A 16,669-nucleotide genomic window follows, 5' to 3' on the forward strand; every position below is an offset into this window, starting at 1 on the left:
CGGGCCTACAACGGATTGGAATCGTAGGCCTTGTAAGCGTCAGCTTCACCTGGCAATAAAAAACCCCTCATTCGAGGGGTTTTGTCGTTTACTGTTGAGGTGCTGCAGGTTCGGCTGGCGCTGCAGGTTCAGCCGGTTCCGGCGCCCCCAGAGCAGGCATACCAAACATGCCGACAAAATCCTCCAGTGGCATCTTGTCACCGTTAAGCGTTACCTGGCCGTTGGCGTACTGCAGGCTGGTGGAAATCGTGTTGTTTTCCACTTTGGTAATGCGGAACATCTGGCCCATCGCCGCCAGGCCTTTCACCTGCTGGTTCGCCAGCTTGCCGGCGTCTTCGTCGCCGTAGCCTTCAAGCTTCGCAATCTGTGTCATAAACTCGGTTGCCATCTCCATAGGGATGGTCAGCTTGCTGTCGAGAGACTTCACGCTGCGATCGACTTCCTGCGCCAGCGTTTGCGGTTCACCCGTGGCGGTTGCCGGATCTTTCAGGAACAGAGACAGGTTGAAGTTGGTTTCACCTTTGCTGTTTTTCCAGCTCAGCGGTGCAACGGTTATCACCGGCTCGCCTTTCAGCAGGATTGGCAGGTTATTGAACAGCACCGCTATCGCCTGCTGCTGATACTCTTCCGGGTTTTGCTGCAGAGCGGTATCGGTCAGCAGCGCCTGGCTCTCTTTGCTGTATTTCTGGCTAAACTCATGCCATGCCTGACCGTCGATATTGCCGATCTTCAGTGAGAGTTTGCCGGTTCCCAGATCCTGATTCTGCACTTTCAGGCTCTTCAGCGTGTAATCCAGTTGAGTATTGATACTCTTACCGTCTTTGGAGACGTCAGATTTACCATCGACATCCATACCTTCCAGTACGGCCATCTCCTTGCCTTCAACCGCAATTGCAATCTTAGCAATTGAGAGTTTTTGATCGCCGATACGCTCTTTAAAATCAGTCATTCGGCTATTACCGTCGGCTTTCAGATTATTAAAGGTGAGCTGAACTTTTTGGTTGTATTCGTTTACGGCATTGACCAGGCCACTTTCCGCTTCACCCGTCAGGGAGAACACGTTTCCGTCGCGGTCAGCATCCAGCTTGAAGTTACCGCCGCTAAAGGCAACTTTCTCATTCTCTTTCTCGTAGTTCAGCGCTTTCAGGGTAATATCAGAACTCGTGTCACCGGCATAGCTGATGCGGGTGTTAATCTCGAAAGGTGATTCATTCTTTGCCAGGTCAAACAGCGGTTTGGTCAGGTCGTTGTTCACCAGTACGGTGTGAACGGATGCCATTGACGGGATCAGGTTAAAGGACTTCAACTGCGCCAGAGGCAACGGACCGTGGCTTACGACCTCATCCAGCACCACACTCTGGCCCGGTTTCAGCCAGCCGTTTTCAGAACCGGTAACCGGCTTCACCACAACCTGCATATGGCTGGTGAATACACCGCGCTGATAATTCTGGTAGCTCAGCTCAAGACCGGCTTCCGGCGCGTTGCGTTTAAGCTCGCTGTTAGCCTGTGCCACCATCTCAGCCAGACGGCCTTCCAGCTGTTTCCCGGTAAACCAGGAGGCACCTGTCCAGACCACGCCTAACGCTACAATCACTCCAACCGCTACGACCGATTTTTTCATTGCGACTATCCCTAAAATGAAACCAGGCGGTAGACACCGCCCGGAGATATAAAACCAGCAACTAGCTTAGCAAGAGTTGTTAAAAAATTCAGTAAGTCCCTATAGCTTATTAAAAACGCGCGCCAGGCGGCCTTTACCGCTAATGCTAACCGGAGATTCATTGGCCGCAACGAAAGCCGATTCGCCCGGCTTGAGCACCAGACGCTGTTCTCCCTTATGCAGCACCGCTTCGCCCTCTACGCAGAACAGGATCGCCGCGCTCTCCTGTGCGATGGTCGCTTCTGTCTGGCTCAGGTCGTGTAGTGAGAAAGCAAAATCCTCAACCGGGATAGGGAAGTCCAGCTCTGCGCCGTTTTTCACCGGTTGAGTCAGCAGCTCTCCGGCAGGTTTCGCCACGAACTGCACATTGGCAACCAGCTCAGGAATATCGATGTATTTCGGCGTCAGACCCGCGCGCAGCACGTTGTCGGAGTTGGCCATTACCTCCAGAGCGACACCCTGCAGATAGGCGTGAGGCGTTTCGGCAAACAGGAACATCGCTTCGCTCGGGTTCAGCTTCACCACGTTCAGCAGCAGCGGAGAGAACAGACCGCTGTCGTCCGGGTAGAATTCGGAAATCAGGCGGATAGTCTCCCACGGCTCACCTTGCTGCGTGTTCAGTGCCGCTTTCAGCACCGCCAGTGCGTGTGATTTCTCTTCACCCTGCATGTTAAGCAGGCTGGCAAAAAGCTGGCTCAGTGCGTCTGCGTTCGGGTTATTGAGGAAGTGGGCGATGGCCTTGTTGGCACCTGCGACAGGTTGCAGCAGGGAAATGATCTCTGAAAACTCGCGGAACGCATTCATCGCCAGGAACGGGGTCAGCGCAAAGACCAGCTCCGGTTTATGGTTAGGATCTTTGTAGTTACGCTCGGCAGCATCTAACGGAATGCCTGCGGCGTTCTCTTTGGCGAAACCAATCTCAGAGGCTTTCTTGTTCGGGTGAACCTGGATGGAGAGCGGCTGGTCGGCGCACAGTACTTTAAACAGGAACGGCAACTCACCAAAACGGCTGGCAACTTTGTCGCCCAGCAGCGCGCCTTTATCGGCATCAATGACGTCGCGCAGAGAGCGAACCTGGCCGCTGGCATCTTCAATTTTTGAGCTGCTCTTCGGGTGCGCCCCCATCCACAGTTCTGCCATCGGCAGGTTGTTCGGGTTCGCGATACCGTAGAGATCCGTTAACGCAGTTTTACTTCCCCAGGCGTAGTTTTGCACTGAGTTAATGAGTTTTTGCATTATCAAGCCCTGATTCAAATGTGGAATTAACTCCGGGTATTAAAGCAATAAACCACGTGGAAGTAACCTGCGGATGTAAAAAGTCGTACTAGTCTCAGTTTTTGTTAAAAAATTGTGTAGGATAAGCTGACTCGCTTTTAAGCGGGCAGCGGAACATCTGCCCAAATAATCAGACTGAAGCAGTAAGTGAGAGAACAATGTCGAATAAACCCTTTCATTATCAGGATCCTTTCCCGCTGAGTAAGGATCAGACCGAGTATTACCTGTTAACCCGCGATCACGTCTCCGTCTCAGAGTTTGAAGGCCAGGAGATCCTCAAGGTGGACCCGCAGGCGCTGACGTTGCTGGCGCAGCATGCGTTCCATGACGCCTCGTTTATGCTCCGCCCTGCGCATCAGCAGCAGGTTGCCGATATCCTGAGCGATCCGCAGGCCAGCGAGAACGATAAATACGTTGCCCTGCAATTCCTGCGTAACTCCGATATCGCAGCCAAAGGCGTTCTGCCGACCTGCCAGGATACTGGCACGGCGATCATTGTCGGTAAAAAAGGCCAGCGCGTCTGGACCGGCGGCGGTGATGAAGCTGCCCTGGCGCATGGCGTCTACAACACCTACACCGAAGATAACCTGCGCTATTCGCAAAACGCGGCGCTGGATATGTACAAAGAGGTTAACACCGGCACCAACCTGCCTGCGCAGATTGACCTCTATAGCGTGGACGGTGACGAGTACAAATTCCTCTGCATCGCCAAAGGCGGCGGTTCAGCCAACAAAACCTATCTCTACCAGGAGACTAAAGCGCTGCTCACCCCGGGCAAGCTGAAGAACTACCTGGTTGAGAAAATGCGTACGCTCGGCACCGCGGCGTGCCCGCCGTACCACATCGCGTTTGTGATTGGCGGTACGTCGGCTGAAAGCACGCTGAAAACCGTGAAGCTGGCCTCAACCAAATACTACGATGGCCTGCCAACGGAAGGGAACGAGCACGGCCAGGCGTTCCGCGACGTGCAGCTAGAGCAGGAATTGCTGGAAGAAGCGCGTAATCTGGGCCTGGGGGCGCAGTTTGGCGGCAAATACTTTGCCCACGATGTACGCGTGATCCGTCTGCCGCGTCACGGCGCATCCTGCCCGGTCGGGATGGGCGTGTCCTGCTCTGCGGATCGCAACATCAAGGCCAAGATCAACCGCGAAGGTGTGTGGATCGAAAAACTGGAAAACAACCCAGGGAAATACATTCCGGAAGAACTGCGTAAAGCAGGTGAGGGTGAAGCGGTTCGCGTTGATCTGAACCGTCCGATGAAAGAGATCCTGGCACAGCTTTCGCAGTATCCGGTGTCGACGCGTCTCTCCCTGAACGGCACGATTATCGTCGGACGCGACATCGCCCACGCGAAGCTGAAAGAGCGTCTGGACAACGGCGAAGGGCTGCCGCAGTACATTAAAGATCACCCAATCTACTACGCAGGCCCGGCGAAAACGCCAGAAGGTTATGCTTCCGGCTCGTTAGGCCCAACCACGGCAGGCCGTATGGACTCGTACGTTGACCAGCTGCAGGCCAACGGCGGCAGCATGATCATGCTGGCGAAAGGCAACCGTAGCCAGCAGGTGACGGATGCCTGCCACAAGCATGGCGGTTTCTATCTGGGCAGTATCGGCGGCCCGGCTGCCGTGCTGGCGCAGGGCAGCATCAAGAGCCTGGAATGCGTGGAATACCCGGAACTGGGTATGGAAGCGATCTGGAAAATTGAAGTGGAAGATTTCCCGGCGTTTATCCTTGTGGATGACAAAGGTAACGACTTCTTCAAACAGATCCAGTCTTCCCAGTGTTCGGCGTGTGTGAAGTAAGATAAAAAGCCGGGTGGCGTCAACGCCACCCGACACTAAAAAAGAGCGCACAAAGCGCCATATCGTTTCTCAGAAGTCATCAATACTTATCTCTTAAGCATGTGAGCAATCCCATCTTTGTAATCAAGGAGTAAGTAATGACAACGGTACGCCATGAGAAAGACTCGATGGGCGCCATTGCCGTCCCGGCTGACAAGCTATGGGGCGCGCAAACCCAGCGTTCACTTGAACATTTCCGCATTTCGACCGAGAAAATGCCCGTCTCGCTGATTCAGGCGCTGGCGCTCACCAAACGCGCAGCCGCTAAAGTCAACCAGGATTTAGGCCTGCTGACGGCAGACAAGGCCACCGCCATCATGAATGCCGCCGACGAAGTGCTGGCGGGCAAGCATCCCGACGAATTTCCTCTCGCCATCTGGCAGACCGGTTCCGGCACGCAAAGCAACATGAACATGAACGAAGTGCTGGCAAACCGCGCAAGTGAGCTGCTGGGCGGCGTGCGTGGCATGGAGCGTAAGGTTCACCCGAATGATGACGTGAACAAGAGCCAAAGCTCTAACGACGTGTTCCCGACGGCAATGCACGTGGCGGCGGTCATCGCTCTTCACGAGCAGCTTATCCCGCAGCTGAATGTGCTGAAAAAGACCCTCGACGAAAAAGCGCAGGCTTTCCGCGATATCGTCAAAATTGGTCGCACCCACCTTCAGGACGCTACGCCGCTGACCCTCGGCCAGGAGATTTCCGGCTGGGTGGCGATGCTGGAGCATAACCTGAAGCACATTGAATACAGCCTGCCACATCTGGCGGAGCTGGCGCTCGGTGGTACGGCTGTGGGGACCGGGCTAAATACTCACCCTGAATACGCGGTGCGCGTGGCTGAGGAGCTTGCCGCCACGACCGGGCAACCGTTTGTGACGGCACCTAATAAGTTCGAAGCACTGGCGACCTGCGATGCGCTGGTCCATACCCATGGCGCGCTGAAAGGGCTGGCGGCCTCGCTGATGAAAATTGCCAACGACGTACGCTGGCTGGCCTCGGGTCCGCGCTGCGGTATCGGTGAAATCAGCATTCCGGAAAACGAGCCGGGAAGCTCCATCATGCCGGGTAAAGTGAACCCGACCCAGTGCGAAGCCATGACTATGCTTTGCTGTCAGGTGATGGGCAACGATGTGGCCGTTAACATGGGAGGCGCATCCGGCAACTTCGAGCTGAACGTCTATCGCCCAATGGTGATCCACAACGTTCTGCAATCCATTCGCCTGCTGGCGGACGGGATGGCGAGCTTTAACGAGCACTGTGCGGTAGGTATTGAGCCAAACCACGAGCGCATCAGCCAGCTGCTCAACGAGTCTTTGATGCTGGTGACCGCGCTCAATACCCATATTGGCTACGATAAAGCCGCTGAGATCGCCAAAAAAGCGCATAAAGAGGGTCTGACGCTGAAAGCCTCCGCCCTGGCGCTGGGCTACCTGACGGAGGCGGAATTTGACGCCTGGGTTCGTCCGGAGGCGATGGTCGGCAGTCTGAAATAATTATCCCGCCACATACAGGTGCAGCCGCGGAATAATCAACTGCAGCGGCTGCGCCTGAGGTCGGTAACGGTGCTGGATATTTTCAGCATCATAATTCAGGAGTTCACCGATATCCGGCACGATAGCACCCTGATCGGCATCATAAAGCGCGATCAGCGGTGTCGGACAGGCATACTGCACCTGTTTTTGCTGACCGGAATACCAGACGCGGGCGATAGGCTGCACCTTCACCGGACGCTTAATCTTGAGGCGTGTGTCCGCCGGTAGTGAGGCGATGCTGTGGTACTCCTGTTCGAGGCGTTCAATCCACTGTTCCCGCGACCACGGTGCCACGGTGCGCGGTGTCTTCAGACTTTTTTCCAGCTGCGCCAGAATCTCATCCCGGGTGAAGTTTTTAATGATGTGCTTGTTGGCCCAGCCGAAGCGCAGCGTGGCGGGATGGCGCAGCACCGTCAGCGTGCGGTAGGCATTCAGGGTAATCAACCCGGGAAGCTGACGATGCACCCACTCGAACCGGGCGGCAGGGGCCAGGCCTGACTCTTCAGTGATGATCTTTTCAAATGCCGCTTTCAGGTTATTGATATACGTAATCTGACTTTCCAGCGCCTCACGCGTTGTCGCATCGGTTTGCAGGCAGATCACGCCTGGCAGGCGAACGGCCGCCTTACTGCTGCGTTGTTCTGACTGCTGCTGAATAAATAGGTGACGATAATGTTTTAGTGCCAGTTCAAATGCGGCTTTGCCGATGTGCTGTTTCACGTCGATGGTATCCAGCGGATCATGTTCTGCCCCTTTGGCCACATCCGGTAGGGTAAAGACGCGCGCGGCCAGCAGGCGGCAGGTCTGCAAACGTTCTGTCAGCGTGAGTAACTCATGTTCTATTTCGCGAAAGGTGCTGTTGAGCCTTTCGATGAGATCGTAAGTCGCCATAAATACACTCATTAGTTACAACATACTTATCATATAGCACAGCACGCCGGGTCAGGCCAGCGTGCGGTTTAGGTCAGGCAGGAACGGGAAGGGCGATGTTATGGTAAAGCGGCCAGCTAAAGCAGAAGCGCGCACCACCGAGTTCGCTCTCCTCGCAATGCACCGTTCCGCCCATCGCCTGTGCGATAGAGTAGACAATCGCCAGCCCCAGACCACATCCCCCGGTAGCGCGGTCGCGGCTGGGATCCAGGCGCACAAACGGTTCAAACACGGTTTCTCGTGCTTCCGGGGCAATTCCCGGCCCGTCGTCTTCTACCGTCAGGCTGGCCTGATTGCCCTGCAAATCCAGGCTAATCTGCAATGTGCTTTCGCTGTAACGCATGGCGTTGTTGATCAGGTTGTCCAGCACGCGCTCCATCAGGCGCATATCGAGCGCGCCATAATCACCTGGGGTAACGCGGGTCAACAGCGTGCGCTGCGGGTTCACGCTCTGCACATCATCAATGTGAGTTTGCAGCCAGTCAGGCAGATCCGGCGTGCTGAGGTTCAGTTCGTTCTGCGGGCGGTCGAGGCGCGCGTAGGTCAGCAGTTCTTCAATCAGCGCTTCAAGCTGGCCAATATCGCGATTCAGAGCCTGAGATTCCGCTTCCGTCAGATTCTCGCTCATCTCCAGACGATAGCGCAGGCGAACCAGCGGCGTCCGCAGTTCGTGTGCAATCCCGTCGATCAACTGCTTCTTACTGGCGATAAGGGCATTGATGTTATCGGCCATCTGGTTAAAGGCCACACCCAGACGTTCAAAGCTGGAACCGCTGTCGAAGTGAATACGTTCGGTAAAATGTCCCTCGCCAAAACGCTGTGCGGCGGATTCCAGTTTCAGCATGTCTTGCCAGTGTGGTCGCATCCAGATAAAGACAGGAAACGCGAGTGAAATGGCGATAAAGGCCATCAGCGCCATATCCAGCAGACGCATCTGGTGCAGATAATAGAGGTAGGGCACCGGCCCGACAGCCAACACGTAATGGCTGCGCGGAATGCGCTGGATAAAGGTATATTTCTCATCCAGCGCAACAATGTCCCCGTCGCGCAGACGTTGCATGGTGGGCGCGTCCAGATCGAAATCTTTCAACGGCTCGATGCGTAAATCAAACGACAGGTTCAGATCCAGCTCTTTCAGAGTTTTCGCCCAGTCGTGGGGCGGGATTTCTCTCAGCTCGCTGCGCATCAGATACAGCGAGCTTTTCATCAGATCGTCCAGCGACTGCCTGCCTGCACGTTCGGCGGTGAATTTATAGACCAGCCCGACCAGCATGGTCATCACCAGGAAGCAGACAAACAGCAGAAGATAAAACTGCACAAACAGCTTTTTCATTAACGATTCCGGATGATGAAATAATCAGGTTTCCCAGGCGTGCGGAGCAAACAGATAGCCCTTGTTACGCACGGTTTTAATGCGGTACGGCTCGGTAGCGTTATCCTGCAACTTTTTGCGCAGACGCGATATCGCAACATCAACGCTGCGATCCATGCCGTCATAACTCACCCCACGCAGGTTTTTCAGCAGCGCATCGCGATCCATGATTTGCCCGGCATGGGTTGCCAGCTCCCAAAGCAGGTCAAAATCTGCGGTCGAGAGCGCAATAAGCTCGTCGGAAAGCAGTACCTGACGATTAATCGGATCAATGGAAAGCGTACCAAAACGCATCGCTTTGTGAGGTGTCAGTGACGGAGCTGGCGCTTCGCGTTCGATGCTGGCGTGCTGGCGTAAATGAAGACGCAGGCGCGCGAGCAGAACGGCAGGGGGGGTAGTTTTCAGAATGTAGTCATTGGCACCCATCTCCAGCGACAGAATATGGTTCATATCGCTGTCCAGTGAAGTGAGCAGGACGATTGGCCCCTCCCAGCGGGCGCGAAGGTCACGACAGAGCGTCATGCCGTCTTTCCCTGGCAACATGATATCCAGGAGGACAAGGTCCGGGTTTTCACGCACGACAACCTCTTCGGCGCGATCGCCACGAGGCTCAACAATGACGTCCATATCATGTTTACCCAGATAGGCGGCAATCAATTGCCCGACTTCGGGTTCGTCTTCAACATAAACAATCTTATTCATACAACGTCTGTTATCGTGAAAAATGCCAACATACACCGCAGAACCTTAACCTTCCATTAATCTTTCAAAATTAGCGTCAGTTCCGTTATTCTGACTCATATTGTTACTTGATTGTTATAGGGAAAAGTATGGGGCTGGTGATTAAGGCCGCACTTGGTGCGCTGGTGGTGTTATTGATTGGCATCCTGGCTAAAACCAAAAATTATTATATTGCCGGGCTGATCCCACTCTTCCCGACTTTTGCGCTCATTGCACACTATATTGTGGCCTCTGAACGGGGCACAGAAGCATTGCGAACGACCATCGTGTTTGGCATGTGGTCTATTATCCCGTATTTCCTCTACCTGTTATCGCTCTGGTATTTCACCGGTTTTCTGCGACTTCCCCTGGCGCTGAGCGGGGCAGTGGTCTGCTGGGGGCTCAGCGCCTGGGTGTTAATCTTCTTCTGGAGTCGCTTTCACTAGCGCAGTGGTCGACCCCCGTCTACGGCAAAGGTTCTGCCGGTGACGTAGCAACTGGTGAGCAGATAATCCACAAGGTCAATCACCTCTTTTTCGCCTGGGGCAATTTTCATCAGCGACTTGTTCAGCGCCTGCTGACGATACTCCGCATCATCTGTTTCGTTAAATAAAATCATTGCCGGGGCGATGGCATTTACCTTCACTTCGGGCGCGAGTTTGCGGGCAAACGAGCGCGTCATGTTATCCAGCGCGGCTTTACTGGCTGCATAGGCAATGTGCTTGTCGCTGCCTCGCTCCACCACATAATCGGTGAAATGGATAATGTCGCCCGCAGCATGCCCGTGGCCGCGCAGCAGATCCTGCAGCGCGTGATTAAGCAAATAGGGCGTATTAACGTGGATCTGTAACATGGCAGAGAGCGTTTCGCTGAGCGATGTGCCGGGCTTTTCGGCTCGCCATGCACTGGCGTTATGGATAATGGCACGCAGCCCCGTCGTGGTGGACTTCACTTTATCCGCAAAGGCCAGAATGCCTTCATCGGTCGAAAAATCCGCCTGAATGCAAACAGCCCCTGCTTTTCGTAATCCTTCGATGGAGGGATATTCAGTACGATAACTGACGATGACCGGATGGCGAAGGTTGAGAAAATGATGGGCAAGGGCGAGGCCGATACGGCGGCCTCCACCGGTAATCAGTATTGGGCGAAGCTGTGCATTTCCCATCGTATTCTCCTTTACAGTTCAACAATGGGAAAGGCGATGCTATCCCATTAACATCCAGGTTGCCGGTAAAGCTGCAACCAGTAACAGTCCGATTAAGGCCATCTCGCGGCGTTTAAGTGCGTTTTCCAGCTGATGCGTGCGGCGTGCATAGATAAACACCAGCAAACCCGGTGCATATAACACTACAGACAGCAGCAAATGCATAGGCCCGGAAGCATACAACAACCACAGACCGTAAATACAGGCTCCGACACCCACAACATAGTGCGCCGGGCGTGTGGCAATTTTTAACAAATACGCGCCCACTAAGAAATAGGGTACCAGAATCATCTCTGAGGCGATGGTCAGCAGAGTGTTATAGTCAGAACCTGTGAGCCAGATCAGCACCAGACAGACCTGCACGCTGATGTTAGTCAGCCAGAGTGATGCGGACGGCGCACTGTTTTTGTTCTGACGGGCAAACAGGCGTGGAAACGCTTTGTGCGTGGAGGCCAGGAACGGGACTTCAGCGGCCATAATGGTCCAGCTCAGGTAAGCGCCACAGACGGAGATGATCAGCCCCGCAGCAATCACCACATCACCCCAGGGACCGAGCATTTTTACCATCAGCCCTGCCATTGATGGGTTACGCATCCCGGCCAGCTCAGGACGTGCTACCACGCCCAGCGACAGCAGCGTGACCAGCAGATAGACCCCCAGCGCGGCCATTACGGCCAGCAGAGTTGCACGGCCCACATCGCGTTTATTACGTGCCCGGGCGGAAACCACGACCGCGCCTTCAACACCGATAAACACCCACAGGGTAATGAGCATCGTGTTTTTCACCTGCTCCCAGACAGGTACGCCCAACGCAACGCCTGTGAAATCGAGCTTAAATACGTCCATACGGAACGCAATAAAGGCCAGCACGATAAACAGACCTAGCGGGACCAGCTTCGCGAGGGTAGCCACGAGGTTAATACTGGCTGCTGTTTGTACGCCACGTAAAACCAGCCAGTGAACGAACCACAGCAGTACCGAGGCACCCACAATAGACTGCCAGGTGTTACCATCGCCAAAGAGACGCAGCTCAGGCGTGTCGGTAAAGAAACTCAGCGCCGAGAAGACGATCACCAGATAGGAGACGTTGGCGATAACCGCGCATAACCAGTATCCCCATGCGGAGCAGAAGCCAATCAGCTCACCAAAACCTTCACGTGCATAGGTGAAAATCCCACCGTCCAGATCCGGTCGGATGCGGGTCAGCAGTAACATTGCGAACGCCAGCAGCAATATCCCAACACCGGTGATACCCCAGCCAATAAGGAGTGCGGCTGGGCTTGCCACCGCCGCCATGTTCTGCGGTAAACTGAATACGCCCGCACCCAGCATTGAGCTTAAAACGAGTGCAGTCAGAGCACTCAGGCCAAGTTTCTTTTCCATTGGCTTCCTGTTATGAAAAGTCCAAATCCAGAATAATTATTTCGCACAGGCGCATAAAAATGGTGGATCACACTAAGGCGCGGGATTTTACGGAGTGTAACGAAAGCATGCAATGACGTGTGGCAGAAATTCAAAAAAAGTAACAAAAAAAGGCGGCATTGCGCCGCCTTTGATCAATGATTTTGTTACTTGTAGAGATCGGCGCTGATCGTCACGTTGTTGCCACGTTCCTGCCACTGGCGGGTGATGTGGTAGTATTTCGCCCCTTTCTTCGCCGCACGCTTCGCGACCTGATAAGAGACTTCCGTCATGTTGCCGTAGTTGCCGGTGAACTTGATGCTGTCGAACGGCACCATCTGCGCAGCAGTGGCGTTGTTCAGCTCTTCAATTTTGGTACCGTCTGGCAGCGTCACAGAATAACGGCCACCTTTCGTGGATTGCGTTTCGAAGAAACGGCCCACTTCAGCGCTTGGTGCAGCAGAGGTTGCTACGCCAGGGATTTCAACCTTCTTCGCTTCCTCACCGCCTTTCGCTATTGCCGCGCGGCCTGCTTCGGAATCAGCCGGGATAACATCCGGGCTTTGCAGAACACGTTTTTTCGCATCTTCTTTATAGATGAACGCGGTAATGCGCTGGTTGCCGCCCTGGTTAGCATCCACCTGACGCACGATATAGAAAGAGTACGCACCTTTCTCTTTCGCCGCTTTGGTGATGGCATCGTTTACTTCAGGCTGGCTGCGATAGAAGCCCTGAACGGTGACGGTGTCATAAGGTTCCAATGCGATCGCTTGATCTTTTGGTAGTTCAACGATGCCATTAATCACGCGGTTTTTCGGTGCATCAGCTTTCGGTGCATTGTCTTTGAACAGCGCAATGGTTACGCGCTGATTACCGCTGTTGCCATAATCAGACTGGTCAATGACGTAAAACGAGGCCGCACCATTTTTATCGGCGGCTTTTGACGCGGCGGCAACGGCATCGCCAATGGAATTGTAGCGACCCACAATGACCGTATGGTCAAAAGGTTTTAACGCTGCCGCTTGCTCTGGCGTTAACTCTGTTGCGGCATTTGCAGACAGGGTGGTCGCACAGAGAAGTGCGGACGCCAGGAGTGTGTTCTTAAGCTTCATAAAAATAATCCTTCGCCTTGCGCAAACCATGTACTGGTATTGTTGTTAATTTGAGACGGTCCCGATTATGGCATTTAAAACCTGTCGCTGTCTGCGGCATTTTTCACTGCCAGTGCTTACTGAATCACCGAATTCGATAACATTTAGTGATATGTTGAAAAAACAGGCGTTTGACAAGTAAAACTGATAAAGCTTATGACTTTTACAAGTTAATTTAATGTTAATAACTTGTTCTCTTATGGCGCTATATCATGTTTTTACCGCTTCGCTTGCGCGATTTATCGGCTTCGAGGATGAATTTAAGGTAAATATCACTGTCAGTGACGCCGATCGCTTATTTTTCACAGATAAAGTAAGAAATAGTGTTTTCTGGCGGTAGATCACGGGCGCTATTTTCAGTAGGTTATAGACAGTTTGTTACTGTTTTATTTTCCGGGGTTAATCATATCTCGTCGCTATCGCGATGGTGAAAATTGATACAAACCGCGGGCATTTATCGACAAACCATCATCAAAAACCGATGGAAGGGAAAACTATGCGTATTGGGGTACCAAAAGAACGGTTAGCCAATGAAACCCGCGTAGCGGCAACACCGAAAACGGTGGAGCAACTGCTTAAACTGGGTTTTACCGTCGCGGTTGAAAGCGGCGCAGGCAAACTGGCGAGTTTCGATGACGAAGCCTTCATCCAGGCTGGCGCGGAAGTGGTGGACAGTGCTGAAGTCTGGCAGTCACCTGTGATTCTGAAGGTGAACGCACCGGAAGAGAGTGAGATTTCGCTGCTCAATCCAGGTACGACGCTGGTGAGTTTCATCTGGCCTGCGCAAAATCCTGAGCTGATGGAGAAGCTGGCGGCACGTGGCGTGACCGTAATGGCCATGGATTCTGTACCACGAATTTCGCGTGCGCAGTCGCTGGACGCGTTAAGCTCTATGGCAAACATCGCGGGCTATCGCGCCATTGTTGAAGCGGCCCACGAATTTGGTCGTTTCTTTACCGGTCAAATCACTGCGGCAGGTAAAGTCCCTCCGGCGAAAGTGATGGTGATTGGCGCAGGCGTTGCGGGTCTTGCTGCAATCGGTGCAGCAAATAGCCTCGGGGCTATCGTGCGCGCGTTTGATACCCGTCCTGAGGTTAAGGAACAGGTACAAAGTATGGGTGCCGAATTCCTTGAACTGGACTTCAAGGAAGAAGCGGGCAGCGGTGATGGCTACGCCAAGGTCATGTCTGAAGCCTTTATCAAAGCGGAAATGGAACTCTTCGCCGCACAGGCGAAAGATGTCGACATTATTGTGACCACCGCTCTGATCCCGGGTAAACCAGCGCCGAAGCTGATCACTCGTGAAATGGTGGATTCCATGAAGCCTGGCAGCGTGATTGTCGACCTGGCGGCGCAAAACGGCGGTAACTGTGAATATACCGTCCCGAATCAGGTGACAACGACCGCGAACGGCGTGAAGGTGATCGGTTATACCGATCTGCCAGGCCGTCTGCCAACGCAGTCTTCTCAGTTGTACGGCACTAACCTCGTTAACCTGCTGAAACTGCTCTGCAAAGAGAAAGATGGCAACGTCACCGTTGATTTCGACGATGTGGTCGTACGTGGCGTTACCGTGGTTCGTGAAGGTGAAATCACCTGGCCTGCGCCACCTATTCAGGTTTCTGCTCAGCCTCAGGCTGCACCGAAAGCGGCGCCAGAACCTAAAGAACCTGCCAAACCTGCTTCTCCGTGGCGCAAATACGCGATCATGGCGCTGGCTATTATTCTGTTCGGCTGGCTGGCTAACGTTGCGCCGAAAGAGTTCCTTGGCCACTTTACCGTCTTCGCGCTCTCCTGCGTGGTGGGTTACTACGTGGTGTGGAACGTTTCCCATGCCTTGCACACACCACTGATGTCGGTCACCAACGCCATCTCGGGGATTATCGTGGTTGGGGCGTTACTGCAGATTGGTCACGGCGGCTGGATCAGCTTCCTGAGTTTTGTTGCGGTGTTGATCGCCAGTATCAATATTTTCGGTGGTTTCACCGTGACTCAGCGCATGCTGAAAATGTTTCGTAAAGGCTAAGGGGTAGCATATGTCTGGAGGATTAGTGACAGCCGCATACATTGTTGCTGCAATCCTGTTTATTTTCAGTCTGGCGGGACTTTCCAAACACGAAACGTCTCAGCAGGGTAATAACTTTGGTATCGCCGGGATGGCGATTGCACTGATTGCCACTATCTTCGGGCCGGACACCGGCAACGTTGCGTGGATCCTGGTGGCGATGATCATCGGTGGTGCGATTGGTATTCGCCTGGCGAAACGCGTTGAAATGACCGAGATGCCGGAGCTGGTTGCGATTCTGCACAGTTTTGTCGGTCTGGCGGCGGTGCTGGTGGGCTTCAACAGCTACTTGTACCACACCCCGGGTCTGGAACCGATTCTGGTGAATATCCACCTGACGGAAGTATTCCTCGGTATCTTCATCGGTGCGGTCACCTTCACCGGTTCCATTGTCGCGTTCGGTAAACTGCGCGGGAAGATCTCCTCTAAACCGCTGATGCTGCCAAACCGTCATAAGCTGAACCTGGCGGCGCTGGTGGTGTCGTTTGTGCTGCTGGTGGTCTTCGTGCGTACCGAAAGCGTGGGCTTGCAGGTACTGGCGTTGCTGGTGATGACCATTATTGCGCTGGCATTCGGCTGGCATCTGGTGGCCTCCATCGGTGGTGCGGATATGCCAGTGGTCGTCTCCATGCTGAACTCCTACTCCGGTTGGGCAGCAGCGGCGGCAGGTTTTATGCTGAGCAACGACCTGCTGATCGTCACCGGTGCGCTGGTGGGTTCTTCCGGTGCGATCCTGTCTTACATCATGTGTAAAGCGATGAACCGTTCGTTCATCAGCGTTATCGCCGGTGGTTTTGGTTCTGATGGTTCCTCGACGGGTTCTGACGAAGAAGTGGGCGAGCACCGCGAGATTAGCGCGGAAGATACTGCTGATATGCTGAAAAACTCGCATTCAGTCATTATCACCCCAGGCTATGGTATGGCGGTAGCACAGGCTCAGTATCCGGTCGCGGAGATCACTGAGAAACTGCGTGCGCGGGGGATCAAGGTTCGCTTTGGTATTCACCCGGTGGCAGGGCGTCTGCCTGGTCACATGAACGTACTGCTGGCGGAAGCGAAAGTGCCTTACGACATCGTGCTGGAAATGGACGAGATCAACGATGATTTCGCCGAGACCGACACCGTGCTGGTCATCGGTGCCAACGACACCGTTAACCCGGCGGCACAGGATGATCCGCGTAGCCCAATCGCCGGTATGCCGGTTCTGGAAGTGTGGAAGGCGCAGAACGTCATTGTCTTCAAACGCTCCATGAACACTGGCTATGCCGGGGTTCAGAACCCGCTGTTCTTCAAAGAGAACACCCATATGCTGTTTGGCGATGCCAAAGCCAGCGTGGATGCGATTCTGAAAGCGCTGTAAGTTGTACTAAATGAAAAAGCCGCCAACTTGAAGTGAACCCCGAAAGTTGGACATCCAATGATTAGGGGTTTTGCGTTTCAATGGGCAGAAAAAAATATTCATCTGAATTCAAGCAGAAAGTTGTTCTCCACTATCTGAACAGTGGTGACGGTGCA

Annotated in this window: 13 protein-coding genes; 5 read left to right on the forward strand and 8 right to left on the reverse strand. The window is 53.9% G+C overall.

The features are described 5' to 3' along the window. Positions 1-88: 88 nt before the first annotated feature. Positions 89-1,621 (reverse strand): YdgA family protein, encoded by a 1,533-nt coding sequence (locus tag HED65_RS17180; protein ID WP_114979483.1) that lies wholly within the window; start codon positions 1,619-1,621, stop codon positions 89-91. A gap of 99 nt (positions 1,622-1,720) precedes the next feature. Beyond that, positions 1,721-2,896: a mannose-6-phosphate isomerase gene (gene manA, locus HED65_RS17185; protein WP_114979484.1), complete on the reverse strand. Its 1,176-nt coding sequence runs from the start codon at positions 2,894-2,896 to the stop codon at positions 1,721-1,723. 197 nt (positions 2,897-3,093) lie between these two features. Here manA and fumA point away from each other — a divergent pair, with 197 nt between their 5' ends. Together fumA and fumC are read left to right on the forward strand one after the other, a co-directional pair. Next, positions 3,094-4,740, forward strand: a complete 1,647-nt coding sequence (gene fumA / locus HED65_RS17190) for a class I fumarate hydratase FumA (RefSeq protein WP_114979485.1) — start codon at positions 3,094-3,096, stop codon at positions 4,738-4,740. Between the two features lie 137 nt (positions 4,741-4,877). After that, on the forward strand, positions 4,878-6,272 hold the full coding sequence (fumC, locus tag HED65_RS17195) for a class II fumarate hydratase (RefSeq protein ID WP_114979486.1): 1,395 nt from the start codon (positions 4,878-4,880) through the stop codon (positions 6,270-6,272). Here the strand turns inward: fumC and tus are convergent, their stop codons facing one another. From tus to rstA, 3 genes are all read right to left on the reverse strand, one after another. Then, a complete protein-coding gene (gene tus / locus HED65_RS17200; protein WP_114979487.1) occupies positions 6,273-7,202 on the reverse strand; it encodes a DNA replication terminus site-binding protein in 930 nt (309 codons plus the stop codon). Between the two features lie 73 nt (positions 7,203-7,275). Next, entirely contained in the window at positions 7,276-8,574 is a 1,299-nt protein-coding gene (rstB, locus tag HED65_RS17205; RefSeq protein WP_114979488.1) for a two-component system sensor histidine kinase RstB, read from the reverse strand. 24 nt (positions 8,575-8,598) lie between these two features. Continuing rightward, entirely contained in the window at positions 8,599-9,315 is a 717-nt protein-coding gene (gene rstA, locus HED65_RS17210; protein WP_114979489.1) for a two-component system response regulator RstA, read from the reverse strand. 128 nt (positions 9,316-9,443) lie between these two features. On the opposite strand from rstA, the gene HED65_RS17215 reads away from it, so the two are divergent. Continuing rightward, entirely contained in the window at positions 9,444-9,779 is a 336-nt protein-coding gene (locus tag HED65_RS17215) for a GlpM family protein (protein ID WP_028017326.1), read from the forward strand. Here the strand turns inward: HED65_RS17215 and folM are convergent. The 3 genes from folM to ydgH form a co-directional block, all read right to left on the reverse strand. After that, positions 9,776-10,498 (reverse strand): dihydromonapterin reductase, encoded by a 723-nt coding sequence (folM, locus tag HED65_RS17220; RefSeq protein WP_114979490.1) that lies wholly within the window; start codon positions 10,496-10,498, stop codon positions 9,776-9,778. The two genes, HED65_RS17215 and folM, sit on opposite strands and share 4 nt — an antisense overlap. 39 nt (positions 10,499-10,537) lie before the next feature. Beyond that, positions 10,538-11,920, reverse strand: coding sequence for an amino acid permease (locus tag HED65_RS17225; RefSeq protein ID WP_114979491.1), 1,383 nt, complete (start codon positions 11,918-11,920; stop codon positions 10,538-10,540). Between the two features lie 185 nt (positions 11,921-12,105). After that, the gene (gene ydgH / locus HED65_RS17230) at positions 12,106-13,050 is read right to left on the reverse strand and encodes a DUF1471 family protein YdgH (RefSeq protein WP_114979492.1); all 945 of its coding nucleotides are present in this window, start codon (positions 13,048-13,050) and stop codon (positions 12,106-12,108) included. 535 nt (positions 13,051-13,585) lie between these two features. On the opposite strand from ydgH, the gene pntA reads away from it, so the two are divergent. Both pntA and pntB read left to right on the forward strand, forming a co-directional pair. After that, entirely contained in the window at positions 13,586-15,115 is a 1,530-nt protein-coding gene (pntA, locus tag HED65_RS17235) for a Re/Si-specific NAD(P)(+) transhydrogenase subunit alpha (protein ID WP_114979493.1), read from the forward strand. A gap of 10 nt (positions 15,116-15,125) precedes the next feature. Then, complete coding sequence (pntB, locus tag HED65_RS17240) at positions 15,126-16,514, forward strand: Re/Si-specific NAD(P)(+) transhydrogenase subunit beta (RefSeq protein WP_114979494.1); 1,389 nt, start codon at positions 15,126-15,128, stop codon at positions 16,512-16,514. Positions 16,515-16,669: the final 155 nt, after the last annotated feature.

Origin of the sequence: Pantoea sp. LS15 (genome assembly GCF_012241585.1) — a bacterium.
Lineage (GTDB): Bacteria > Pseudomonadota > Gammaproteobacteria > Enterobacterales > Enterobacteriaceae > Enterobacter.